23 protein-coding genes are annotated in these 23035 nt (G+C 56.8%); 8 read left to right on the top strand and 15 right to left on the bottom strand.

What is annotated here, in order from left to right:
• Positions 1 to 716: 716 nt before the first annotated feature.
• A complete protein-coding gene (dbpA, locus tag AC1V0D_RS00320; protein ID WP_046101317.1) occupies positions 717 to 2099 on the top strand; it encodes an ATP-dependent RNA helicase DbpA in 1383 nt (460 codons plus the stop codon).
• 33 nt (positions 2100 to 2132) lie between these two features.
• Here the strand turns inward: dbpA and AC1V0D_RS00315 are convergent, their stop codons facing one another.
• The gene (locus AC1V0D_RS00315) at positions 2133 to 2525 is read right to left on the bottom strand and encodes a YgiW/YdeI family stress tolerance OB fold protein (protein ID WP_009091859.1); all 393 of its coding nucleotides are present in this window, start codon (positions 2523 to 2525) and stop codon (positions 2133 to 2135) included.
• A gap of 167 nt (positions 2526 to 2692) precedes the next feature.
• Between AC1V0D_RS00315 and AC1V0D_RS00310 the strand changes: the two genes are divergently transcribed.
• The 3 genes from AC1V0D_RS00310 (at position 2693) to AC1V0D_RS00300 (ending at position 5721) form a co-directional block, all read left to right on the top strand.
• Positions 2693 to 3655, top strand: a complete 963-nt coding sequence (locus AC1V0D_RS00310; RefSeq protein WP_009091860.1) for a chemotaxis protein — start codon at positions 2693 to 2695, stop codon at positions 3653 to 3655.
• Positions 3656 to 3709: 54 nt separating this feature from the next.
• Entirely contained in the window at positions 3710 to 3844 is a 135-nt protein-coding gene (locus AC1V0D_RS00305; protein ID WP_255348909.1) for a hypothetical protein, read from the top strand.
• Positions 3845 to 4143: 299 nt separating this feature from the next.
• Positions 4144 to 5721 carry a methyl-accepting chemotaxis protein gene (locus AC1V0D_RS00300; RefSeq protein ID WP_111208034.1) on the top strand — a complete coding sequence of 526 codons (1578 nt, stop codon included), beginning with the start codon at positions 4144 to 4146 and terminating at the stop codon, positions 5719 to 5721.
• A 124-nt stretch (positions 5722 to 5845) separates the two neighbouring features.
• Here AC1V0D_RS00300 and ymcF read toward each other — a convergent pair whose 3' ends face one another.
• From ymcF to proB, 11 genes are all read right to left on the bottom strand, one after another.
• Entirely contained in the window at positions 5846 to 6016 is a 171-nt protein-coding gene (gene ymcF, locus AC1V0D_RS00295) for a cold shock small protein YmcF (protein ID WP_140028666.1), read from the bottom strand.
• A 3-nt stretch (positions 6017 to 6019) separates the two neighbouring features.
• Positions 6020 to 6232: a transcription antiterminator/RNA stability regulator CspE gene (gene cspE / locus AC1V0D_RS00290; RefSeq protein WP_009091867.1), complete on the bottom strand. Its 213-nt coding sequence runs from the start codon at positions 6230 to 6232 to the stop codon at positions 6020 to 6022.
• 316 nt (positions 6233 to 6548) lie between these two features.
• Positions 6549 to 6971, bottom strand: coding sequence for an Ivy family c-type lysozyme inhibitor (locus AC1V0D_RS00285; protein ID WP_052722459.1), 423 nt, complete (start codon positions 6969 to 6971; stop codon positions 6549 to 6551).
• A gap of 154 nt (positions 6972 to 7125) precedes the next feature.
• Positions 7126 to 8880, bottom strand: a complete 1755-nt coding sequence (locus AC1V0D_RS00280) for a glycosyl hydrolase family 28-related protein (protein WP_046101314.1) — start codon at positions 8878 to 8880, stop codon at positions 7126 to 7128.
• 204 nt (positions 8881 to 9084) lie between these two features.
• A complete protein-coding gene (locus tag AC1V0D_RS00275) occupies positions 9085 to 9378 on the bottom strand; it encodes a hypothetical protein (protein WP_009091873.1) in 294 nt (97 codons plus the stop codon).
• Positions 9375 to 9722, bottom strand: a complete 348-nt coding sequence (locus AC1V0D_RS00270) for a DUF7940 domain-containing protein (protein WP_046101313.1) — start codon at positions 9720 to 9722, stop codon at positions 9375 to 9377. The genes AC1V0D_RS00275 and AC1V0D_RS00270 overlap by 4 nt, the downstream gene beginning before the upstream one ends.
• Entirely contained in the window at positions 9719 to 10186 is a 468-nt protein-coding gene (locus AC1V0D_RS00265) for a glycoside hydrolase family protein (RefSeq protein ID WP_009091877.1), read from the bottom strand. Before AC1V0D_RS00265 ends, AC1V0D_RS00270 begins: the two co-directional genes overlap by 4 nt.
• 203 nt (positions 10187 to 10389) lie before the next feature.
• The gene (locus tag AC1V0D_RS00260; RefSeq protein ID WP_058956390.1) at positions 10390 to 10668 is read right to left on the bottom strand and encodes a transcriptional antitermination N peptide; all 279 of its coding nucleotides are present in this window, start codon (positions 10666 to 10668) and stop codon (positions 10390 to 10392) included.
• A gap of 423 nt (positions 10669 to 11091) precedes the next feature.
• Entirely contained in the window at positions 11092 to 11823 is a 732-nt protein-coding gene (locus AC1V0D_RS00255; protein ID WP_482906798.1) for a S24 family peptidase, read from the bottom strand.
• 361 nt (positions 11824 to 12184) lie between these two features.
• Positions 12185 to 13438, bottom strand: a complete 1254-nt coding sequence (proA, locus tag AC1V0D_RS00250; RefSeq protein WP_140923338.1) for a glutamate-5-semialdehyde dehydrogenase — start codon at positions 13436 to 13438, stop codon at positions 12185 to 12187.
• Positions 13439 to 13448: 10 nt separating this feature from the next.
• Entirely contained in the window at positions 13449 to 14552 is a 1104-nt protein-coding gene (gene proB, locus AC1V0D_RS00245) for a glutamate 5-kinase (protein WP_009091886.1), read from the bottom strand.
• A gap of 249 nt (positions 14553 to 14801) precedes the next feature.
• Here proB and ompC point away from each other — a divergent pair, with 249 nt between their 5' ends.
• On the top strand, positions 14802 to 15914 hold the full coding sequence (ompC, locus tag AC1V0D_RS00240; RefSeq protein WP_009091888.1) for a porin OmpC: 1113 nt from the start codon (positions 14802 to 14804) through the stop codon (positions 15912 to 15914).
• A gap of 298 nt (positions 15915 to 16212) precedes the next feature.
• Here ompC and crl read toward each other — a convergent pair whose 3' ends face one another.
• From crl to gpt, 3 genes are all read right to left on the bottom strand, one after another.
• Complete coding sequence (crl, locus tag AC1V0D_RS00235) at positions 16213 to 16614, bottom strand: sigma factor-binding protein Crl (protein ID WP_009091890.1); 402 nt, start codon at positions 16612 to 16614, stop codon at positions 16213 to 16215.
• Between the two features lie 100 nt (positions 16615 to 16714).
• Entirely contained in the window at positions 16715 to 17962 is a 1248-nt protein-coding gene (frsA, locus tag AC1V0D_RS00230) for an esterase FrsA (RefSeq protein WP_482906797.1), read from the bottom strand.
• Positions 17963 to 18082: 120 nt separating this feature from the next.
• Positions 18083 to 18541 (bottom strand): xanthine phosphoribosyltransferase, encoded by a 459-nt coding sequence (gene gpt / locus AC1V0D_RS00225; RefSeq protein ID WP_009091894.1) that lies wholly within the window; start codon positions 18539 to 18541, stop codon positions 18083 to 18085.
• A gap of 254 nt (positions 18542 to 18795) precedes the next feature.
• Between gpt and pepD the strand changes: the two genes are divergently transcribed.
• From pepD to AC1V0D_RS00210, 3 genes are all read left to right on the top strand, one after another.
• Entirely contained in the window at positions 18796 to 20253 is a 1458-nt protein-coding gene (pepD, locus tag AC1V0D_RS00220; protein WP_009091896.1) for a beta-Ala-His dipeptidase, read from the top strand.
• 260 nt (positions 20254 to 20513) lie between these two features.
• Complete coding sequence (locus tag AC1V0D_RS00215; protein WP_482906796.1) at positions 20514 to 22019, top strand: sugar ABC transporter ATP-binding protein; 1506 nt, start codon at positions 20514 to 20516, stop codon at positions 22017 to 22019.
• Positions 22016 to 23017, top strand: a complete 1002-nt coding sequence (locus tag AC1V0D_RS00210) for an ABC transporter permease (RefSeq protein ID WP_482906795.1) — start codon at positions 22016 to 22018, stop codon at positions 23015 to 23017. Before AC1V0D_RS00215 ends, AC1V0D_RS00210 begins: the two co-directional genes overlap by 4 nt.
• Positions 23018 to 23035 lie beyond the last annotated feature (18 nt).

The raw sequence follows: 23035 nt of genomic DNA, 5'->3' as shown, positions 1-23035 counted from the left end.
GGAAACGACTGCCGGACATACGCCTCCCAGAAACGACAGAGCCTCCACAGGGGAGGCTCTGCATTTACCTGAGCGGAGTGCGTGTTACGCGCTTTTGGCCCATTGTTGATTCGACATTAATTCCATTGCCAGCGCGTATAAGCGACGATCTTCCTGATCACAGGGCTCATCTTCCGCATAACACCCGATCATCGAAGCGATCTTATCCGCAGATAAGCTCTCTCCATGAACGTGAAGTGTCAGTACGGCGCGGCCTACTATTTTAAGCACATTTTCATGTGGTCCCTGGATGCTATTACTCAATGCAAATACCCTCTACCGGTCGTTGTACCAGGAATATGGCGCGCTAAATATAAAGCAATTAGCTCAGGATTTTTATCGGCACCAGGAGTGATATTTTTTAATGATTAATTCTATTACTGGAGTCATGACAAAGGATTTATCTGATTAACAATGAAATAAATTTTTAAAAACGGCAGCTTATAAACCTATGACTGGCCTCATGAAATACCCTTTTTTGATTAGTCGCCTTCGGCACCGGCCAATTAATTAAAAAAAACCACCATTTTCAGGCAAACTTCAGTCTATTCCTAAGCGATACGGCAGAGATAGATTCACCCAGCTAACCATCGAGGTTCCCGTTGCCGTCTGGCGTGCTTTCTGCCAGACTTGCCCCGCAATCATGCCCTACACTTTCAGCCTCAGAGGCCGCGCCCGTGACCGCTTTTTCTACCCTCAATTCGCTTCCCGACAGCCAGCTCGATAACCTGCGCGAGATGGGCTACACCAGCATGACGCCGGTCCAGGCCGCCACGCTGCCCGCCATTCTGCAGGGACGCGACGTGCGCGCGCAGGCAAAAACCGGCAGCGGTAAAACGGCTGCGTTTGGTATCGGCTTACTGCATCACATCGACAGCACCCGCTTTCAGACTCAGGCCCTGATCCTCTGTCCGACCCGTGAACTGGCGGATCAGGTAGGCAACGTGCTGCGCCAGCTGGCACGCTTCACCCGTAACATCAAAGTCCTCACCCTGTGTGGCGGACAGCCGATGAGCGCACAGCGCGACTCCCTGGTGCATCCGCCGCATATCGTGGTCGGCACGCCAGGTCGTATCCTCGACCACATCCATCGTGAAAACCTCAAGCTCGACCAGCTCAACACGCTGGTGCTCGATGAGGCAGATCGGATGCTGGAGATGGGCTTCCTGAATGATATGGAAACGATCATTGAAGCCACCCCCGCGTCACGCCAGACCCTGCTCTTCTCCGCGACCTGGCCTGACGGCATCACGGCTATCAGCACCCGCTTCCAGCGCGACGCGCTCAGCGTGGTGACAGAAGATGTCAGCGAACTGCCCGCTATTGACCAGCAGTTCTTTGAAGCGAGCCACAATGAAAAACTGGGCTTACTGATTGCCCTGCTCAGCGATCATCAGCCCGCTTCCTGTGTGGTCTTCTGTAACACCAAACGTGAATGCGACGATGTTGCCGCGGCGCTCAACGCACGCGACATCAGCGCCCTGCCGCTGCATGGCGATCTCGAACAGCGCGACCGCGAACGCGTCCTGATCCGCTTCGCTAATGGCAGCGGTCGTGTCCTGGTTGCTACCGACGTCGCCGCACGCGGACTCGACATCAAATCACTGGCGATGGTCGTCAACTATCAGCTCGCCTGGGACCCTGAAGTCCACCTGCATCGCATCGGGCGCACGGCACGCGCCGGTGAGCATGGCGTTGCGGTCAGCCTGGTGGCACCCGATGAGATGGCTCGCGCCCACGCGCTGGAAGATTTCCTGCAGCAGAAACTGCCGTGGATCGCGGCCAGCACGCTGAAAAAAGGCAGCAGCAAACCGCTGCCTGCGGCCATGATGACGCTCTGCATCGATGGCGGTCGTAAAGCCAAGATTCGTCCGGGCGACATTCTGGGGGCACTGACCGGTGAGGCGGGGTATCGCGCGGAGCAGATTGGGAAGATTGTGCTGACGCCGACCCATGCCTACGTGGCCATTGAAGCCAGTCAGGCAAAAGGCGCGCTGGTGAAGCTCAAGCAGGGCAAAATCAAAGGCAAAACCTGCCGGGCGATTCTGCTGAAGGATTGAAAAAACGGGCGAGGATAACCTCGCCCGTTTTTATTACGGCTCTTCGATTTGGGTCACGTGCAGCGTGGTCTTATCCCCTTTACCCTGCACCTTGCCGCTGACCCGCACTTTGTCTTCCGCAGTGTAGGTCTTACCATCAAAGGTTTTCTTCGGCGCGATAATCGGTAACGTCCCGGTGTTGTCACGGAACTGATAACGTTCACCCTGCTCTTTCTTCACGATGTAGCCTTCCAGCGTCACGTAACCGCCCTGACGGAAGTCGCGGATCTGATCGATATGCGTCTGACCGGTATCTTCAGAGCCTTTATAGCCCGCATCCTGCTTGTGCTGTGGCGGTGGCGTTTCACCCGCTTTGTATCCGCCCTCTTCCGCTGCAACGCCCGCGCTCACCATCACCAGCAATGACGCTAAAATCACTTTTTTCATTTCACACTCCTTTATTGGAAAGGTGTCCATGTTGAACCTTCAGGGTTAAGCCTGGCACATTAATTGGCGATCGTTTTATTTCACCCTTCTCTTCTCACCTTTTTCCGTTTGCTGCCGATAACCTTTACACACCCTATTTCACCAGCTGCGTTAACGCAGAGGCAACCATGGATAATTTTCAAAAAGAGATTGATGAAAGAGCGAACCTCGCGTTATCGAACAAGTTTGAGCTGCTGCTTTTTCGCTTAGGTTCCGATCAGCTGAAAGGCAAGTCCGAGCTGTTTGGCATTAACGTCTTCAAGCTGCGTGAAATTGTGCCGATGCCGGCCATCACCAAAGCCGCTGGCATGCGGTCGCCGCTGCTGGGGATGGCGAGTATTCGGGGTCAGTTCATTCCGGTCATCGACCTGCCTGCCGTGGCCGGTTGTGTGCCGGAAACCGGCCTTAACCTGCTGCTGGTGACCGAGTATGCCCGCAACACTCAGGCGTTTGCCGTTGAGTCCGTTGAAAACATTGTGCGTCTCGACTGGAGCCAGGTTCACACCGCGGAAGCGGGTATCGGCGGTCGCAACATCACCAGTATCGCCTGTCTGGACAGTGACAAGCAGAGCAATGAGCTGGCGATGGTGCTGGACGTTGAGCAAATCCTGTATGACATCATTCCGTCGGTGCGCGGCGTTGAGCCTGAAGCGGCCCGACCACGCACGTTCAACTATCGCCCTGGCGCCGTTGCGATTGTGGCAGAGGATTCCAAGGTGGCGCGTCAGCTGCTGGAACAGGGCCTGAAGAGTATGGGCATCCCGGCGCTGATGTATAACACCGGCCTGGAAGCCTGGGAAAAAATTAAGCAGATGAGCCAGGACGCGCAGGCAGCAGGCGAGTCGATCCATGACAAAATTGCTCTGGTGCTGACCGATCTGGAGATGCCGGAAATGGATGGCTTTACGCTGACCCGCAACATCAAGCGTGACCCGATTCTGAAGTATCTGCCGGTGGTGATTCACTCCTCCCTCTCCGGCAGCGCCAACGAAGATCACGTGCGCAAAGTCGGTGCCGATGGCTACGTGGCGAAGTTTGAGCTGAACGAACTGTCAGACGTGATTTTCAACGTTCTCGACGCGGCCCGCTAAGCGAATGCGGGCACATTCGCCCGCGTTTACGGCTCACCTGACAAGGAACCGACTATGCACATTGAAACCTTACCCGTTACCCCTGCTCGCCAGAAGCTGCTGCGTGGCCGTTTACGCCAGCTGGCATGGATTACCGCCGTTACCCTGAGCCTCGCATTCTGGGCTGGCCTCTACTTTTTGATTTTCTGACGTTTAAGCCATTGTTTAAACCGGGCTGTCAGCGTTTCTGCTGACAGCCCTTTTTTTTGTCTTAATTTCGCCGCTCAATCATTGTTCATTTTTTCTGATGCTTAGACCCGATTATTTATTCACGCAACGTTATTACTTAAAAAATATTAAAGGTAAATCTGCGCACTCCGATAACTGTATGCGCGAGACCCCCTTTTTGTCTGCGGTCCTGGCCTCAGGCATCAGCAAGGCACTGCGCACAACGGCAAGGCACCTTATTGTTGATAACTCATTGATTAATATTAATACGGGAAGAGATTATGTTCATTATCAGTAATATGAAGGTGGGAATACGGCTCGCTGCAGCCTTTGGTATTATTGTCACGCTGCTGATCGTCATCGGCGTGACCTCAATAACGAGGATTAACAGTATTAATACGGCGATCGCCTCGATCGTTGACGATCGTTATGTAAAGGTCCGGCTGGCCTTTGATGTGCGCGACGGCGTTAACGATCAGATTAAATATCTGCGCGGCATGGTGATCGACACGCTGCACCCGGAAAAGAATGCGAAACGCTTTGGTCAGCTGGAAGAGGCGACACAACGCACTAACAACGCCATGAAGAAGATCGAGGCCATTCAGGTCACGCCGGTGGGTAAGAAAAAGATCGCCGGTCTTCTCGCGTCATCGCTGGCCTTCGAAAAGGTGAAAGCCGAGCTGATGGCGCTGGTACAGGCGGGTAATTTTGATGCTGCCAGCACCTATGTGCTGCAATCCATGACCGCCACACAGAATAAATTCCTGCAGGACGCCATCAATTTTGCCAACTCCCAGGACTCGCAGCTGCGCAGTGAGGGTCAGGGCATTATGGATAATGGCCAGTCGGCTATTACGGTCACGCTGATTTTCTCCGCCCTGGCGATTCTGGCTTCGATTGTGCTGGGCTACTTCCTGACCCGCTCTATCGTGCGTCCACTGGTGGCGGCGGTTGACGTGGCTGAACGTGTTGCCGCAGGCGATCTGAGTTCGCAGATGCAGGTCACCTCGCGTGATGAGACCGGCATTCTGATGCAGGCGCTGCAGCGAATGAACGACAACCTGCTCTCTATTGTGACCGAAGTGCGCACCGGCTCCGACACGATCGCGGTGGCCTCGAATCAGATCTCCAGCGGCAACCTCGATCTCTCTACCCGTACCGAACAGCAGGCCAGCTCGCTGGAGGAGACCGCGTCGGCCATGGAGCAGATGACCTCGACGGTGAAGCACAACGCCGATAATGCGCGTGAAGCCAATCATCTGGTGTCGGCAACCTCGAGCGTGGCGCGTGAAGGCGGCGTGGTGATGGAGCAGGTGATTGAGAAAATGGAAGCGATCGCCCTCTCCTCACGGAAAATTGTCGATATCATCAGCGTTATCGACTCCATCGCTTTCCAGACGAACATTCTCTCTCTGAACGCGGCGGTTGAAGCGGCACGTGCGGGCGAGCAGGGTCGCGGTTTTGCGGTGGTTGCGACGGAAGTGCGCAATCTGGCGCAGCGTTCAGCGTCAGCGGCAAAAGAGATCAAAGTGCTGATTGAGGATTCTGTCGCGAAAGTCGATGAGGGCAGCAAGCTGGTCACACATGCGGGTTCTACTATCGGGGAGGTGGTGAACAGCGTGCAGAGCGTGGCGAACATCATGAGCGAAATCACTATCGCCAGCAGCGAACAGAGCAGCGGCATCAGTGAAATCAACCAGGCGATTACCCAGATGGAAGCGGTGACCCAGCAGAACGCCGCGCTGGTACAGGAAGCCTCAGCCGCGTCACAGGCGCTACAGGATCAGGCAGAGCGGATGGCACAGGCCATGAGCGTGTTTAACACCGGTAAACTCTCCCTGCAGCCGGTACTGCGTTAACGTCCGAAGCGGCCTGCTGCGGCGGGCCTGTTTCCGGGTCGGGCAACAGCAGAAACAAAAAAGGCTGCCAGAGGCAGCCTTTTATTACTGTAAATGCAACAACGCTATATGGCTCACTAGCCTGTCAGAGTGCGCGAGGCTGGCTCTGAATCGCAATCCTTGCCGTGTTCACCTGAACAACAACAGATTTGCAGAAAATGCATTTCGCTCCATGCGGGTTGGCTCTTGTGACATCAAAATGTGATGTACGAAACTGTGAGCCATGACAGTGTGGACATTTAAAAGTAATTTTCAGTCCTTAGAGACCAACAACGTTCGCAGCAGCTGGGCCTTTGGCGCCATTTTCTACTGTGAATTCAACTTGCTGACCTTCGTCTAATGAACGGAAATCGGTGCCCTGGATTGCAGAGAAGTGTACGAATACATCTTTGCTGCCGTCCTGAGGAGAGATGAAACCGAAGCCTTTCTCTGCGTTAAACCATTTAACGGTACCGCGAATTTTGTTAGACATGCTTAAATCCTTAATATATCGAGCCTTCCGGCATAATGGCCTGAGAACAGATTTTAATCAGAACGTAAGAGAAGACTCAAAAAGAAGGGATGTCTCGCGACAAACTTAGAGATGAGAACTGCTTTGGTTACTTACTTTGATAGTGTCTGTTAATCAAACCGACGATTCATTAAGCCACACTTAACCAGGTGGCGCAAGCCGCAATTGAAATTAATCTCAAATTGTGCGGCCGCCCGTTTCAGCGGGCCGGCATGCGGGGAAACGTCTCAGCGATGCGTCCCGCATGCCACTATTCTGCTCTGTCTGCCAGTGTGACTCAGGGTGCCAGATCGCCATTCAGCTCGCTCAGCAGGCTATTGCGCATCCCACCCTCATCAATGGGATCGAGGTTCAGCCAGGTCAGCGTCTGACGCCGGCTTTTCTCATCATAATCGGAGTAGACGCCATGAATATCGCCCTTCTCCGGCGAGTAGAGGATGGCAATCGTCTGCGCCGGGCAGTTGTGTGGCTTACATCCCGACAGCGCCTGATACTTCACCCCCTTAATGGTGACCTCCGTGGCCGGGGTACTGGTGCCGCCCTGCTTAACCCATGCCGGAAAAGCGTGTCCCGCGATCAGCTTGTGATACGCCTGGCCGGTCTGTTTGTTCTGGATAAAATCAAACAGATAGGTTGGGGCCGCGGCACTCGCGAACAGCGGAACGGCAGCCAGCACCGCCGCGATAACGCCTCTTTTCATCCTCTTTTTCTCCTCATATCTGGGTTTTATCTGCGCTGACCATGACCTTATCGGTTTTACCGCGCGCTGTCAGTATCGCCGGGGAGCCGTTGCGGTTTCTGACGGCCGATCAAAAAAGGGCGAGGCCGGAGCCTCGCCCAAAACATGCCGATCATCAATCGTAGTAAGGGACCTTGCGGTCAACGCCGTTGATATTGATCAGCACAAACCCCGTTGGCGCGGTCTTGTTGGCGGGTGTTCCCGCTGCGGTAGCGAGTGTAACCACGCCTTTTTCGTTGGCCCCGATGCCCGCCAGTCCGTTGTGCATGCCGAAGCGTGCCGCGGGTTTCAGAGAGCCGACTTTGGTGACGTCTGTCACCACGGACATGTCGGACTGGAACAGCGAGCAGGAGCCGGTGTCGAAACGGGTCGGCCCGGTGGTCTTCAGGTTGAACATCGTCTCGCCGCTGTTGGCTTTCAGCTTGACCCAGATAACGGCATAGGTAGTCCCTACCCGGCCATAGCGGATGTCCAGCACCGACGGCTGCCCCATATGGTACGCATCGGCCCAGACCGTCTCCAGACGCTGCAGGTTGATCAGCGTCTTACCCGTGCCGACGACGTTAACCGGCGAACCGGCGGTGCCGGAGGGCGTGGTGGCGTCCGCTTTCCCGATTAACTCCATCACCCACTGCTGGTTAGGCGCCGGGAAATAGAGCTGACCCAGCCGATACCAGTTATCGGTGTCGGTGTTGTTCACCACTTTATAGCCGCTGTAATAGCCAGCACGCAGCGAACCGGTCAGGAAGGAGCCGTAGTTTTCATCCCGACGATAGCCATATTCAAAGGTCGACAGCCACTTATTGCCGGCCACGTCATTGGTGATTTTCGCCCCGGCCTGCAGGTTGATATGACGCATCAGGACGCGGGCATTGTTGAGATTGAGCGGCGTGCCACAATCTTCAATGTTGAGCGTATCGATGGTCCAGCCGCCGTCCGACAGATCCCCCGGGTTGGTGGTGTGCTCAATCCAGACGTTGCGCATGATCCCCTGGGTCACGCGCGGCATATAGAGCGTGGCGTCGCCATAGCCCGACTGGAAGTTGGCGTTGCACAACTCAATCGCAGTTGAGTGGTCCCAGTTCCCCTTCGGTGTATTTGACCAGCCAACATCAAACACGCGTGAGAAGGTGCTTGAGCTGTAGACCTGATCAAACTTACTGTCGAGCGTATCCTGCAGCTTAAAGACGGTTCCGCCGGTGCTTTGCGCCTTGAAGCAGTAGATATTAACGATCTGGCCGCCCACAATCGTGTTTTCAAAGAACGGCTGAACGTTGCTGCACTGCTCTGGCGTGACGGTGACTTTGGCAGTGGTGTCGACGGTTCCGGCATTAGCCTGTCCATGCCAGCAGATGCCTTTGATGACGATCCGGCGCGCATTAACCTTAAACACCGTATTGGCGCTTTTGTCGGAAATGATGGTGGTACGCGGTGACGATCCGAGATCGCTGTCATCACCCTGAATACCAAAAAACGCCGTCTCCGTCGCGCTGAGATCGATGGGTGAAATCAGGAAGCGGCCACCCGGAAAACGCACCGGCAGCGATTTCACGTAGGTGTTATAGCTCTGAGTCCATGCCAGCATCCGCATAAAGGCGTCGGTATCATCGGTGACACCATCCCCTTTCGCGCCGAAGTGCAGGATATTCACTTCAGTGGGATCGTTGATGGTGCGCTTCCAGTAGAAACCGTTCCCCACCGCCACCGTACCCCCATCATCCTTCAGCGGGGTGGTGCTGAGGAAGCCGACAAAATCAGCGCCGCCACGGAAGCTGGAATCTTTGTCGTAATAGCGTTTCAGGCTCGCCACTTCACCTGATTTTGGTGGGACTGTGGTACGCAGTTCAGCAAAAGAGTTAACTTCGATCATAGAATCCTCCTCAGGATTATTGGGATAGCGCGCTGACCATCAGCGCACTACTTCGCCGCAGCCGGATGGCCGCAAAGGGTGTCCCACATGTCGTTGTGGGTGTTGATGGCGCGCACCGTACGAACGTCCATTTTTTGCGCGTCATCGCCGTAGGTATAAAGAGGGGAAAAAAGAACGCAGGCAGAGTCGGTGATCGCCACCGGCTCAGGGTTTGTGGTATTTCGACTGCTGCAGCTTGTCGCGAGCAGCAGCGTCATCAAGGCTGTGGTTATCAGTCGCCACACGGTTAGCCTCCTCGCGGTTATGTTGTTGCTGTTGCGCCACCGCAGTCACGCGGGCCGCCTCCTGTTGCGCGTTATCGACGTCGTTCCGCGCTTTTTGCTGCACTTTGCCCACTTTCCTGCCACCAAAATAAGTGGCCCCCAGGGCCGCAATAACGGCGGCCAGCGCGGCAAGCCAGTGCCAGCCGCCGCCCAGTAATGTTGTAATCAGCGTCATGGCTGCGTTCCTCCGGCCTTCTGCTTCTCGTTCAGCAGGTTTTTCTGACGAACAAACTGGGCGATGACGCCCATCGCCACCATGAAGGCGCCGACCAGCCCCAGATAGTTGTGCGGCAGAATCGTTTTGACGTCCTCCGGCAGCACGCTCCAGGCATCAACGGCGGCAGAAGGAAAGGATTGCGCCCAGGCGCTGAGCATCGATCCCAGCGACGCCAGCCAGACTGACCAGGTTCTGAAGAGCAGGCGGGCGTGCGAGACAAACTGGAGGGTGGTGAAACGCTGCAACAGCAGCAGGATGATGATCGCCGTCAGCACGGCGACCAGAAACATGAGCCATCTCATAGCAACCCCCTGTAAACCGCATAGGTTCCGCTGCGCATCATCTCGGCGTGACGTCTGGCCCGGCCCGGTGTCTGACGGGCCCACAGGCTGTTCATCATCGCGTCCGCCGCCTCATCAAACTTCTCAGCCACAATGGCGCTGAGCATGTTTTTAAACTGCATGACCCCGTCGACGCCCAGCTGATACGCCATGCTCAGCAACACATCGGTGCGGGCGTCATTGCACTTTGCCAGCGCGTTACGCAGCAGTTCCCGGCTCTGCATCTCCTGAATTTTGTTTTCGAGAATGCACTGCTTCCAGACATCCCCGACGCGCCGTGGCACCCGGAACGCATAGTTGTTCAGCGAGGCGCCCTTGGGTCCGATGCGGATGCCACCGGCCACCGTGGGGAACCCCAGCGTGTCGAGGTAAGGCGCGTCGACATACCCTTCTTCAAAGTTCAGTACTGCGATTATCTGGCTCATAACGACTCCTCAATGACGGGTTAAACCCATTCAGCCCTGTGAACAGAAATACATAACGCCCACTGATCATTACCCTGTCCGGCGCAGCAGAATGCCCTGCTCACCCTGCAGCAAAACTGAACAGTAATTCAGCAGATTACGCCCAGCGAAAGCTGGAGAACGCAAAGCGTTATCCGGAACGAAAAGGTGTGTTTTTTTGCGCTTCAGCTCACGGCGTAGAGATGGACGTGAGGCAGACAGCAGTTGTCGAAAGCGGGGGTCTCTTTGCTGATGATGCGGGGTGCAGTAATCGCGCGATCCACGCGCGGGATAACCTGACGCTGGCAGATTTGTTCTGCGCGCCGCAGGGCAGGTGTTTCAGCTGGAGAGTTCAGGGCCTGGTCGATACTCTGTTTCAGGCTGCTGAGAGGTTGGCGCCGCCGATGGCGACGAGTACGTGCGTTGCCCACAAAAACGCTTTTGCCATAGTGAATTATCGCCATAACTCCTCCTGTGAATGAGTCTTTGGCGATGGGGTGGCAGGCGCGAGCTTTCGGCGAACCGAACGGGCCCGAATGTCGCGATTCACGATCGCACGCTCGCCCCCCGGCTGCGTGAGCAGCCAGGTGGAAAGTAAGCGAAGGGGAAATAAACGGCATCTGACGACGCTGCATTTTGCGCATCCACCCCATCCCAAAGTTCACTGACTTTTGGGTGGTATGATTCGCGCTTGTGCAGCGCCTCAATTGTTTAAGAGCGGCTCATCCCTGAAAGAACGGCGTTGTTCATCCATATCCAAATTATTAACAGGTTCTTATGCATTATCAAACACTGTTGGTTAATTTTTTATTTACCGCTGGTTAAATTTATGAATTTATGCCGATTATTTTTTTGCGGCCCGCCTGAGAAACGCCTTAAAGGCGGGCTCAGCCGAGGATTTGATACTGTCGCGCCTGGCTCATGATCACTTTTGCCAGAACCTTCAGGCTGGGGACGTCATCATGATTGAGATACCAGGTCTCATAACGTTTATTGTCTGATATCACAGCAATTTTCTTGTGCTGAAGTTGCAGACGCTTGAGGTAGAGCTGCTCATCAAGGGTAAAGATGTAGATGCCGTCGCCATCAAACATCCGCACGCTGATATCGACAAACAGCTGATCGCGCGGCGCAAAGGTGTCCGCCATCGAGTCGCTGTTAATCGCGATTAACCGGATGTTTTCCGCCGGGCGACCGTTGAACAGCACCCGCGCCTCATCCGGACCATATTCGATCGCCTGGATGGTTTCGACAAACTCGTCCCGCGCGGGCAGGCCCGCCGCGCTGCGCTGACCAATGTCCAGACTGTCCACCCGGAACACATTTTTCCGGGCGGCAAACGTGTTCAGCGTCACCGGCTCTGCGGGTTGATCCATCCCATATTGCAGCCACTCCACCCGGACGCCCAGCAGCTCGCTGAGCGCCAGTAAGTTGCCATCATCAGGCACTGACTGCGCGTTAAACCACTTCCACACTCCCGGCGTTGAAATTTTACAGCCCTGCTTCTGCAGGGCGCTGGCAACCTGTTTGTTCCGTCCATGTCCGGCAATGCCGGCACTCTCACAGGCCGCTATCAGCCTGGCGGTGAAAGCTTGTTTTGTACTTTCTTTTTTAACCATTAGTTAATAATCAGCCATAGAAGAGATACTGGATGTTATTTTCATTATTGCTACCAGTTCATTTTATATTACCGCTCGTTTACTACCTAACCGCTTTATCAAGCGTTCCTGATTATCATTATCCGCTTCAGCCTGCGACGGGACAAAAAATATTGCCTCAGGCCGCATAGCGCCTTGTGTTTCAGGAATGTTCCGTAAGAAATTGCGTGAAATTCAGCCAGCAATCTGGCCTGCGATAAGGTGACCGGAACGGAATTGAAACTGAAGCGCAGAAAATCCTATCTTTCACTGGCCCGAAAAAGAGACGCTAAAAAAAACGGGAGCCTGTGAAAGACTCCCGTTTTGTTAAAAATTATCGCAATTATGAGCGGAGCGTATCGTCGCCCCAGGCTATCCATTTATAGGTGGTCAGCGCCTCTAATCCCATCGGACCGCGCGCATGCAGTTTCTGTGTACTCACCGCCACTTCAGCCCCCAGACCGAACTGCCCGCCATCGGTGAAGCGGGTGCTGGCGTTGACATAGACGGCTGACGAGTCAACCTGGCGTACAAAGCGCATCGCCTTGCGGGTGTCGCGGGTCAGAATGGCATCCGAGTGCTGCGTGCCGTGCGTGCGGATGTGATCAATCGCCTCGTCCATATTTGCCACTAACCGGACGTTGAGATCCAGCGACAGCCACTCGTCGTCATACTGCTGCGGATTGACCAGCGAGACCGATGCCGGCCCCTGCTGCAGCTGCGCCAGCACGTTGCTGTCAGCATGCAGCGCGATCGCCTCCTGCGCCATACGCGCGCTGAAAGCGGGCAGGAAACGATCGGCCATAGCCTGATCCACCAGCAGGGTCTCCAGCGAGTTACAGGCGCTGGGACGCTGTTTCTTGGCGTTGACGATCAGATCAAGCGCCGGTTCGATCGCCATCGTCTCATCAATGTAGATATGGCAGACGCCAATGCCGCCGGTGATCACCGGAATGGTGGAGTTTTCCCGGCACAGCTTATGCAGGCCAGCTCCGCCGCGCGGGATCAGCATATCGACGTAGCGATCCAGCTTCAGCAGCTGATTCACCAGTTCACGATCGGGGTTCTCAATGGCCTGGACAATTGCCGCCGGTAGTCCGTGCTGTTGCAGCGCCTTCTGGATCACCCGCACGGTGGCCGCATTGGTGCGCCAGGTCTCTTTTCCGCCGCGCAGAATCGCGGCGTTACCGGTTTTCAGGCAGAGGCTGGCAACATCCACGGTGACGTTTGGCCGCGCCTCATAAATCACGGCCACCACACCCAGCGGCACACGACGACGTTCGATGCGCAACCCGCTGTCGAGCTGCCCGCCATCAATGAGCTGGCCGACAGGATCGGCGAGCTGGCAGACTTTGCGCACATCGCTGGCAATGCTGCTCAGCCGCTCCGGATTGAGCGTCAGCCGATCCATCAGCGCGGCGCTCATGCCATTCTGACGCGCATCGGCTAAGTCCAGCGCGTTAGCCGCCAGAATCTCAGCGCTTTCCGCCTCCAGATAGTCGGCAATGGTCATCAGCACCTGGTTCTTCTCTGCCGTCGACAGATCGGCCACGGTATACGCTGCGGCACGCGCCGCTTTTCCCATCTCTTCAAGCATTGTCCGCTCCTTAACTGACGATCATGTCGTCGCGGTGAACCGCCACCGGGCCATATTCATAACCCAGAATGTCGCTGATCTGCTGGCTGTGATGCCCGGCGATCATCCGCATTGCGTCGCTGTTGTAGCGTGAAACCCCATGGGCGATGTCCCTGCCCTGCAGGCTGCGAATGCGGATCACTTCACCGCGCGAGAAATTTCCCTGGATGGCGCGGATCCCTTTCGGCAGCAGCGAGCTGCCGCGTTCGATAATGGCCGCCAGCGCACCATCATCGACGGTCAGCTCACCGGCCGGGGGTGCCCCGAAAATCCAGCGCTTGCGGTTTTCCAGCGGCGATTGCTGCGCATGGAAGCGCGTGCCCACCGGTTTCCCCTCAATCACATCGCTGATCACGCCGGTGCGGCTGCCTGACGCGATGATGACGTCGATGCCGGCGCGGCAGGCCACATCCGCGGCCTGAAGCTTGGTTGACATTCCACCGGTGCCCAGCCCGGAGACGCTGCCGCCCGCTAAGGAACGTAACGCGTCATCAATCACATGGACATCACTGATCAGCTCAGCGTCGGGATTATTGCGCGGATCGGCGGTGAACAGTCCCTGCTGATCGGTCAGCAGCAGCAGCTTGTCGGCCCCGCCAAGCATCGCCGCCAGCGCCGAGAGATTGTCGTTGTCGCCCACTTTGATTTCCGCGGTGGCGACGGCGTCGTTCTCGTTGATTACCGGCACAATGTGGTTGTCCAGCAGCGCACGCAGCGTGTCGCGGGCATTGAGGAAGCGTTCGCGATCTTCCATGTCGGCGCGGGTCAGAAGCATCTGGCCGATATGGATACCGTAGATAGAGAAAAGCTGTTCCCACAGCTGAATCAGACGGCTCTGCCCCACCGCAGCCAGCAGCTGCTTTGAGGCGATGGTCGGCGGCAGTTCGGGGTAGCCCAGATGTTCGCGTCCGGCGGCCATTGCGCCGGAGGTGACGATCACAATGCGGTGGCCTGCGGCGTGCTGCTGCGCACACTGCCGAACCAGTTCCACCATGTGCGCCCGATTTAACCGGCGCGATCCGCCGGTAAGAACGCTGGTACCCAACTTGACCACTAAGGTCTGACTGCCACTCATATTTCCTGCCGTAGTGAAAAATTTTTACGAAAGGACGTTTTAACAGGAGTCGATAAGGAAGCCAACAGCCAGCGGGGGAAAAGCACGAAATTACGTGGACAGGTGCGTAGACCAAAAGTTCACCGTTAACAAGAAATCAGGAAAAGCGTCATAAAAAGTTCATCTCTGACGGGTAAAAAGTCGGTGCTTTACAAAAACTTTCATTTTTTTACGGCGTTCACACGGCGCTCACATTGGGATTGATAGCAAATGAAGAAAAGCACACTGGCCATGCTCCTCTCTACGCTGATGCTGGCTTCTGCCGCGCAGGCTGCCGAAATCTATAACAAAGATGGCAACAAGCTGGACTTATACGGCAAAGTGAAAGCGGAACATTACTTCAGCGATAACGCCAGCGCAGATGGTGACAAGTCCTATACCCGTATCGGCTTTAAAGGTCAGACACAGATTAACGACCTGATGACCGGTTATGGTCAGTGGGAATATCAGTACAACGTCAATAACTCCGAAGGCAGCGACGCCAACAATGGCAACAAAACCCGCCTCGGTTTTGCCGGTCTGAAATTTTCGCAGTACGGTTCGGTGGACTATGGCCGCAACTACGGTGTGCTGTATGACGTTGAGGCCTGGACCGACGTGTTTCCGGAATTTGGCGGTGACGGCACGGCCCGTTCAGATAACTTCATGACTCAGCGCGCCACCGGCGTCGCCACTTACCGTAACAACAACTTCTTTGGTCTGGTGGATGGACTGAAATTTGCGCTGCAGTATCAGGGCAAAAACGACGCTACCAGCGCCAACAGCCGCACCGATATTAACCGTCAGAACGGCGACGGTTACGGCGCCTCACTGGGCTATGCGCTGGGTGATAGTGGCGTGAGCCTGATGAGTGCCATCACCTCCTCTGACCGTACTAACCAGCAGCAGGCGCGCGCCTATGGCGGCGGTGACCGTGCCGACTCCTGGGGCGCAGGCGTGAAGTATGATGCCAACAGCGTCTACCTGGCGGCGATCTACACCGACACCCGCAACATGACGCCCATCAGCGGCACCAACCGCAACACGGGTGCCTCCGTTGCGGGCGCAGCCAACAAAGCGCAGAACATCGAACTGGTGGCGCAGTATCAGTTCGATTTCGGCCTGCGTCCGTCTATTGGCTATGTGCAGACCAAAGGCAAAGATATCGAAAACGGTATCGGCGATGTGGATCTGGTGAAATATATCGACGTCGGTGCGACCTATTACTTCAACAAAAATATGTCGGCCTTCGTGGATTACAAAATCAACCAGCTGGATGATGACAACGCGCTGTCGCTCAACAACGATGACATCGTCGCGGTGGGGATGACTTACCAGTTCTGATGTGGCGGTTGCACGCCGGTCACAGCATAAAAAAGGGCGAGTTTTCACTCGCCCTTTTGTTGTTAATCAATCTGACTCAGGCTGCGGTGAGATCGAGCCCGCTCAGGGAACCGGGTCAGAACGGAAAGTCGCTTAAGCCAATCCCTGGCCGCTCGGCCCGCGCCGTCCCTGGCGCGGGACGCTTTCCTTTTCTGACCCGGTTCCCTGCGCATCAGGTTTCGTTATCGCGGCCAGTTTCACTCTGCTTCAGGCTTCTCAGCACGCTGACGACTAGGTCAGGCCGCCCTTTTCCGCTGACTCAGGCGCTCAGCTTCACCGGTTTCTCATCGAAGTCGCTGGCCGGAATAAGGTCCAGATCTAACTCCTTCAGCATCGCCTTCAGACGGGTATGGAAGTTACGTAAGGTCTCCTCCACGCGCGCCGTGTTCTCTTTGCCCTTGATGGTTGCCACCGACCAGTCACCCTCTTTATCGAACAGGCCGATGTGGTAGACATAGGTAAAGTGGTCAGCCTGCGCTTCCAGTTCCATCCACCAGCCCCAGAACTCACGCAGTTCCGGTGCGGGTTTCACATTAACGCAGGCAGCCAGGCAGTCGAAGAAGAAACGGGTTTCGCCACATTTCCCATCGCGAATATAAGGTCCAAGCTCGGTAAAACGCTTAAGCAGGCGACTGCGGGGATGACCACTTGGTAACGTCATGCTGATTCTCCATTGGTTTTGACCGCTATACAGCCCTGATTTCCGGGCAGCCCGGAAAAATTCCGCTACTAGTTGTAGCAAACAGTGAAAATTTTGCCAGTTACCTTTTTAAACGCTTCTCCAGCCAGTCGCAAATCTCATTCAGCGCTTTGTCGAAACTGGCCATCACCGGCTTCACCGGAATCAGCAGGGCTTTCCCGTCCGATGAGGAGCGGGCGATCAGCCTGCTCTCCTCCTCCGGGCTGAAGAGGTCGTTTTGCCAGTAGCCCGAAAGCATCGGCGTGGGCGTGCGACGTCCCAGCAGTCCCTGAGTTTTCAGCGAATAGCGATTGAGTTCGGTGCGCAGTGCGCTGTCAGAGGCGGTGGCCATGCCGAGACGGCTCGCCAGCATGTCCATGTACATATCCGGGATCTTATCCTGCAGCGCCGTCTGCGTCAGCAGCGCGTGTACAATCGGCCCCAGACAGGCAACGCCCCGCAGCCGCTGCGATTCAAGATAGGCCAGCCGAACGGCCACGTTGGCACCAAAGCGGTAACCAAACGCCGCCACACGCGTATGATCGACCCAGGGCACATTGGTCAGGTCACGCAGCACCTGCTGATGCAGGAAGCTGGTGTCCTGATTCAGCGTCCATTTCACCGAGTTACCCACGGACGGCACGTCAATGGTCAGCATCGCGATACCGCGAGGCGCCAGATAATCATGGAAAAGACGGTAGTGATCGCTCTGTAACGAGTCGAGCGCGCCGCAGAACAGCACGGTGGGATAAGGGGCTTCGACGCCGGGCGGCATGTGCAGAAAGCCGGTGACCGGGCTGCCGCCCGCGATGGCGAACGTCAGGGTCTTCAGTTCACCGGGCAGGCGCTGCGTCGCCTCTTCATAGGCGCGATTGGCCAGCGTCTGTGCCTGATCGGCCAGCTCATCCCCTTTTATGTAGGGATAGGCGGCGACGCTGTAAAGGTGCGCCGCATGCAGCCAGAAGTCGCCTGCCTCACTGTCGTCGCCAGATTCAAGCGCCTTCTGCTGCCAGATCCCCGCCTGTCTGCACCACTCGAAATGCCAGTTGCCGCTGCGAAAACCGATCACCGTATCGAGCAGCGTCTCATCGGTATGCTCAACCTTGCTGATGGCGATACGGGCCAGCACTTCGCTGATCTCCTGCGGCGTCAGGCCGCGCCAGGTCCACATCAGCTTATTCAGCATCCGATACCAGCCCTGCTGGCTCTCTCCGTCCAGCGTGGAGTGCACATCCGGGGTAGCATGATGCTGACGACGCACCAGGGAAGAGGTTTCAGGATGTTTGAAGCGGGGTTTGAACAGCTCCTCGCTAAGGTTTTTGCTCGTCATTCTCACTTCTCCTGCAACAGAAACGGCGATGGCTAAGTGTACTGTACGGCAATTCGGGGTGCGAGGCTCAGAAAGCACAACGCCCGGAAAACCGGGCGTTGTGACGTGAGGGTATCGCAATCAGCTTTTTACAATCGGCGGGATGTAAACCACGCCCATATCCCACGGCTGCTCGATCCAGGTATCCTGCGGGATATCGACGATGTAATCGTCAACCAGCGAGCGACCGGCCGGTTTCGCGAAAATGGTGCAGAAACGCGCTTTCGGGTACATCTCACGAATCGCCTGCGCCGTTCCGCCGGTGTCCACCAGGTCATCGATCACGATGAAGCCTTCACCGTCGCCTTCTGCGCGCTTCAGCACTTTCATTTCACGCTGATGATCGTGGTCATAGCTGGAGATGCAGACGGTATCGACATAGCGGATACCCAGTTCACGTGCCAGCAGCGAAGCCGGTACCAGACCGCCACGGCTCACCGCGATGATGCCTTTCCACTGTTCAACAGGCAGCAGACGCTGGGCGAGTTTACGGGCATGAATCTGAAGCATGTCCCAGGTGACGACGTATTTTTCGCTCATAGAATAGAAATCCCAGCCAACCGAAGTGGCTTAAAAATGTGCAACGGGGAAAAGGTTGCGCGAGATTATAAGGAGTTGACGCGCTAAAAACCAGCACCCGCGCGCTGGTTGCGGCTTTTTAGCGCGTCCGGGAGCGCACCCGGTGAAAAACAGTGATATTCTCGGGCCTGGCTCGTCAGATTCTCTGACGGCGATTTTTCACTGGAAACTCGCGATGTCCGGCCTCGCCGGTACACTGACACAGGAGACCTGTCGTGTCTGAATTGTCTCAACTCTCTCCACAGCCGCTGTGGGATATTTTCGCTAAGATCTGCTCTATTCCTCACCCCTCTTTTCACGAAGAAGCGCTGGCGAGCTACATCACCGGCTGGGCTAAAGAGCAGGGCTTCTGGTGTGAGCGCGATCAGGTCGGCAACATCCTGATTCGCAAGCCCGCCACCGCTGGCATGGAAAACCGGACCCCGGTCGCGCTGCAGGCGCACCTCGATATGGTGCCGCAGAAGAATAACGACACCGTGCATGACTTTACCAAAGACCCGATTCAGCCGTGGATTGATGGCGAGTGGGTCAAAGCGCGCGGCACGACGCTGGGTGCCGATAACGGCATCGGTATGGCCTCAGCGCTGGCGGTGCTGGCTGACAACAGCCTGACCCACGGCCCGCTGGAAGTGCTGCTGACCATGACCGAAGAGACCGGCATGGATGGCGCATTCGGTCTTCAGCCCAACTGGCTGCAGGCCGAAATCCTGATCAACACCGACTCTGAAGAGGAAGGTGAGATCTACATGGGCTGCGCGGGCGGTATCGACTTCGTCTCCTCCCTGCCGCTGACCCGTGAGGCCGTGCCTGCTGAGTTCCAGACCCTGAAGCTGACGCTGAAAGGGCTGCGTGGCGGTCACTCCGGCGCCGATATTCACATGGGCCTCGGCAACGCCAACAAGCTGCTGGCGCGCTTCCTGGCGGCCCACGCGGCTGAACTGGATCTGCGTCTGCTGACCTTCACCGGCGGCACACTGCGCAACGCCATTCCGCGTGAAGCCTTTGCGACCGTTGCGGTTGAAAGTCACAAAGCGGATGCGCTGAAATCGGCGGCGGCGCAGTTCCTGAGCGCCATCCAGAACGAGCACGGTATCAAAGAGCCGAACATCGCCCTGGTCACCGAGCCGCTGGCGCATCAGGGTGCCGCCCTGAGCGCTGACAGCCGCGATCGCTTCCTGAACCTGCTGAACAGCACGCCAAACGGCGTGATCCGCAATTCAGACGTGGCGAAAGGCGTGGTTGAAACGTCACTGAATATCGGTGTGGTGACGATGGAAGAGGATCACGCCGAGATCAACTGCCTGATCCGCTCGCTGATCGACACGGGCCGCGATTATGTGGTGCAGATGCTGACGTCACTGGGCCAGCTGGCCGGTGCGCAGACCAAAGCGAAAGGCGGCTATCCTGGCTGGCAGCCGGATGCGGACTCCGCCATCATGGCGCTGACCCGTCAGACCTACATCGCCCTGTTCGACAAGACGCCGAACATTCAGGTGATCCACGCCGGTCTGGAGTGTGGTCTGTTCAAGAAGCCTTACCCGAACATGGATATGGTGTCGATTGGGCCGACCATCACCGGGCCGCACTCGCCAGATGAGCAGGTGCATATTGAAAGCGTTGGCCTTTACTGGAAACTGCTGACCACCCTGCTGAATGTGGTGCCAGAAAAGTAATCCGGTCGTCAGAAAAATGAACCAGGCTCCGGCCTGGTTTTTTTATGCCTGCCACTTTCCCCCAGCATAATTCGCTGCCTTCTTTTCGTTTTCCCCCGCTATTCCGCCAAGTTCCCGCGCTTCGCTGGTTATAGCCGCCATTATGTCCGGATGTCTGGATGGCTAATAAGATTTCGTGCTAGCTTATGCGCTTTCGGCTGTTGCCGCGCCTGAAGGTTCAGGAAAAAATGCGGCCACTCATTCTTCAGGAGAGTCATCACATGCCAGGGTTAAACTGCCTTGAGATGCGTAACATCTCCATCGCTTTTGGCGGGTTTGCCGCGCTATCGTCGGTGGATTTCCGCAGTGAAGGCCATTCGGTTCATGCGCTCACCGGTGCGAACGGAGCGGGCAAATCCACGCTGATGGCGATCCTGTCCGGCGCGCACAGCCACTACAGCGGCGAGATCCTGCTTGATGGCCAGCCGGTCTCCATTCGCACACCGCGCGAGGCTAAGCAGCTGGGCATTCATCTGGTTCAGCAGGAAGTGGATGTGGCGCTGGTGCCGCAGCTCAGCGTGGCGGAAAACATCCTGCTGGACCGTCTGGCCGAGCCGGGTCACCGCTATCGCTGGGGAGAGATCCGCCGTCAGGCGCGGGCGCTGCTGGCTCAGCTCGATGTGGTGCTGGATGTTAACCGGCTGGTGGAGCGCTGCACGCTGGCGGAAAAGCAGCAGATTCTGTTAGCGCGGGCGCTGTCGCACCACTGCCGCTTCCTGATACTGGACGAACCCACCGCCCCGCTGGACCAGCATGAAAGTGAGCGACTGTTTGCCGTGGTCCGTCGCCTGCAGGCCAGCGGCATCGGCGTGGTCTTTATCTCTCACCGCATCCATGAACTGAAAGCCATCTGTGACCGTCTGACGGTGCTGCGCGACGGCCGCCTGATTGAAACCGGCCCGATGGCCGCGCTGAGCGGAGAGCAGATTGTTGAGAAGATGCTGGGTCATCAGCTGACCGACATCTTCCCGCCGCGTCGTCCACAGCAGGCGCAGCCGCTGCTGATGGCGGTAGAGGGACTTCACGATGCGCAGCGGCTGCAGGCTATCTCGCTGCGCCTGCACAAAGGGGAGATTCTGGGGATTGCCGGCCTGGCCGGCGCGGGGAAAACCGAACTCTGCAAAGCCCTGTTCGGCGCCACACAAAGTCGCGTCAGCCGGGGTGAACTGCACGGTCAGCCTTGGCAGCCCCGCTCGCCGCACGATTCGGTCAGCCGTCGCATGGCGCTGGTGCCGGAGGAGCGGCGCAAAGAGGGGATCTTTATTGATGAGTCGGTCGCGATGAACCTCAGCGTCAGCGCGGATGACAGCTTTTCGCGCTGGAGCCTGTTTGGTCATCGTCAGGCGTGGCGCTGGGCCGAGCAGATTATCCGGCAGCTGCAGGTGCGCACCACCGGTCCGGCTCAGACGCTGCGCCGCCTGTCGGGCGGCAATCAGCAGAAAGTGGCGATCGGCAAATGGCTGCGCAATAACGCCGACGTGCTGATTTTCGATGAGCCGACCAAAGGCGTCGATATCAAAGCCAAAACCGAACTGTTTACCCTCATCGACAGCCTGGCGCGGGAAGGTAAAGGGATTATCTACGCGTCGGGTGAATTTTCTGAACTGGTCGGCTTATGCGACCGGATTTGCGTGCTCTGGGATGGACGCATTGTGGCTGAACTGGCTGCAGACGACGTCACCGAAGAGACGCTTTTGCTCTATTCCACCGGAGGAACCCCTGCGTGAGCAGCAAAGAGACCCATCTTAAACTGACCGCCACCCCGTGGCATCACCAGCTATTCGACTTTCTCTATAAATGGGGCATGCTGCTCACGGTGGTGATCCTGATCGCCGCTTTTGGGCTGGCTTCCGACAGCTTCCTTGAACCCAATAACATCATCAACATTCTGCGTTCGATTGCGATTGTGACGGTCATTGCCGTTGGCGTCTCTATCTCCCTGACCGTCGGCGGCTTTGATCTGTCGGTCGGCTCGACCGCCTCGCTGGCTAACGCGCTGGTGATTTCACTGTTTGTCTGGTACGGCTTTGGCACCACCACCGCGATTCTGATCACCCTGGCGCTCTGCACGCTGGTCGGGCTGTTCAACGCCTTCCTGATTGTGATCCTGCGCATCCCCGACATGCTGGCGACGCTGGCGACCCTCTTCGTGATTCAGGGGGTGGCGATGACCTACAGCTTCGGCGGGTCGATCACCGAGAACATGGTGCTGCCGAGCGGTGATATGGCGGAAGGCACCATTCCGGCGGCGTTTGGCCTGCTCGGTCAGGTGCCGACCATTGTCATCATCATGCTGGTGGTGACCGTCGTGGCACAGCTGGCGCTCTCCCTGACCAAACATGGTCGCCGGATGTATGCGCTGGGCGGCAATCCGGAAGCGGCGCGCCTCTCCGGCATCCGCACCACCCGCTACCGGGTACTGGCTTACGTCATCGCCTCCCTGCTGGCGGGCCTGGGCGGCATTCTGCTCGCCTCGCGCATCGGTTCATCCCAGGTCAACGCCGGCAGCGGCTACCTGATGGACGCGGTCGCGGCGGCGTGGATAGGCTTCTCACTGGCGGGCTCCGGCAAGCCGAATGCGTTCGGCACGCTGGTCGGCGCGGTGATCCTGGGCGTGCTGCAGAACGGTCTGGTCATGCTCTCTGTGCCCTACTACGCCATGGACATTATCAAAGGGCTGGTGCTGGCTTTAGCACTGGCGATCACCTATATCCAGCGCCGCTGAGGCGCGTCTACCGGAGTT

It is taken from the genome of Pantoea sp. PA1, assembly GCF_056856975.1.
The sequence above is the reverse complement of the archived record's forward strand: the minus strand, read 5'-3'. Positions and strand labels throughout refer to the sequence as shown.

Coding starts and splice junctions, on each gene's coding strand:
- AC1V0D_RS00275 (WP_009091873.1), bottom strand. CDS start 9,378: ATGACGCTGATTACAACATTACTGGGCGGCGGCTGGCACTGGCTTGCC.
- AC1V0D_RS00215 (WP_482906796.1), top strand. CDS start 20,514: ATGCCAGGGTTAAACTGCCTTGAGATGCGTAACATCTCCATCGCTTTT.
- AC1V0D_RS00270 (WP_046101313.1), bottom strand. CDS start 9,722: ATGAGATGGCTCATGTTTCTGGTCGCCGTGCTGACGGCGATCATCATC.
- AC1V0D_RS00310 (WP_009091860.1), top strand. CDS start 2,693: ATGGATAATTTTCAAAAAGAGATTGATGAAAGAGCGAACCTCGCGTTA.
- frsA (WP_482906797.1), bottom strand. CDS start 17,962: ATGACGAGCAAAAACCTTAGCGAGGAGCTGTTCAAACCCCGCTTCAAA.
- AC1V0D_RS00255 (WP_482906798.1), bottom strand. CDS start 11,823: ATGGTTAAAAAAGAAAGTACAAAACAAGCTTTCACCGCCAGGCTGATA.
- AC1V0D_RS00265 (WP_009091877.1), bottom strand. CDS start 10,186: ATGAGCCAGATAATCGCAGTACTGAACTTTGAAGAAGGGTATGTCGAC.
- AC1V0D_RS00315 (WP_009091859.1), bottom strand. CDS start 2,525: ATGAAAAAAGTGATTTTAGCGTCATTGCTGGTGATGGTGAGCGCGGGC.
- ompC (WP_009091888.1), top strand. CDS start 14,802: ATGAAGAAAAGCACACTGGCCATGCTCCTCTCTACGCTGATGCTGGCT.
- proB (WP_009091886.1), bottom strand. CDS start 14,552: ATGAGTGGCAGTCAGACCTTAGTGGTCAAGTTGGGTACCAGCGTTCTT.
- AC1V0D_RS00305 (WP_255348909.1), top strand. CDS start 3,710: ATGCACATTGAAACCTTACCCGTTACCCCTGCTCGCCAGAAGCTGCTG.
- cspE (WP_009091867.1), bottom strand. CDS start 6,232: ATGTCTAACAAAATTCGCGGTACCGTTAAATGGTTTAACGCAGAGAAA.
- AC1V0D_RS00300 (WP_111208034.1), top strand. CDS start 4,144: ATGTTCATTATCAGTAATATGAAGGTGGGAATACGGCTCGCTGCAGCC.
- proA (WP_140923338.1), bottom strand. CDS start 13,438: ATGCTTGAAGAGATGGGAAAAGCGGCGCGTGCCGCAGCGTATACCGTG.
- AC1V0D_RS00260 (WP_058956390.1), bottom strand. CDS start 10,668: ATGGCGATAATTCACTATGGCAAAAGCGTTTTTGTGGGCAACGCACGT.
- gpt (WP_009091894.1), bottom strand. CDS start 18,541: ATGAGCGAAAAATACGTCGTCACCTGGGACATGCTTCAGATTCATGCC.
- crl (WP_009091890.1), bottom strand. CDS start 16,614: ATGACGTTACCAAGTGGTCATCCCCGCAGTCGCCTGCTTAAGCGTTTT.
- AC1V0D_RS00280 (WP_046101314.1), bottom strand. CDS start 8,880: ATGATCGAAGTTAACTCTTTTGCTGAACTGCGTACCACAGTCCCACCA.
- AC1V0D_RS00285 (WP_052722459.1), bottom strand. CDS start 6,971: ATGAAAAGAGGCGTTATCGCGGCGGTGCTGGCTGCCGTTCCGCTGTTC.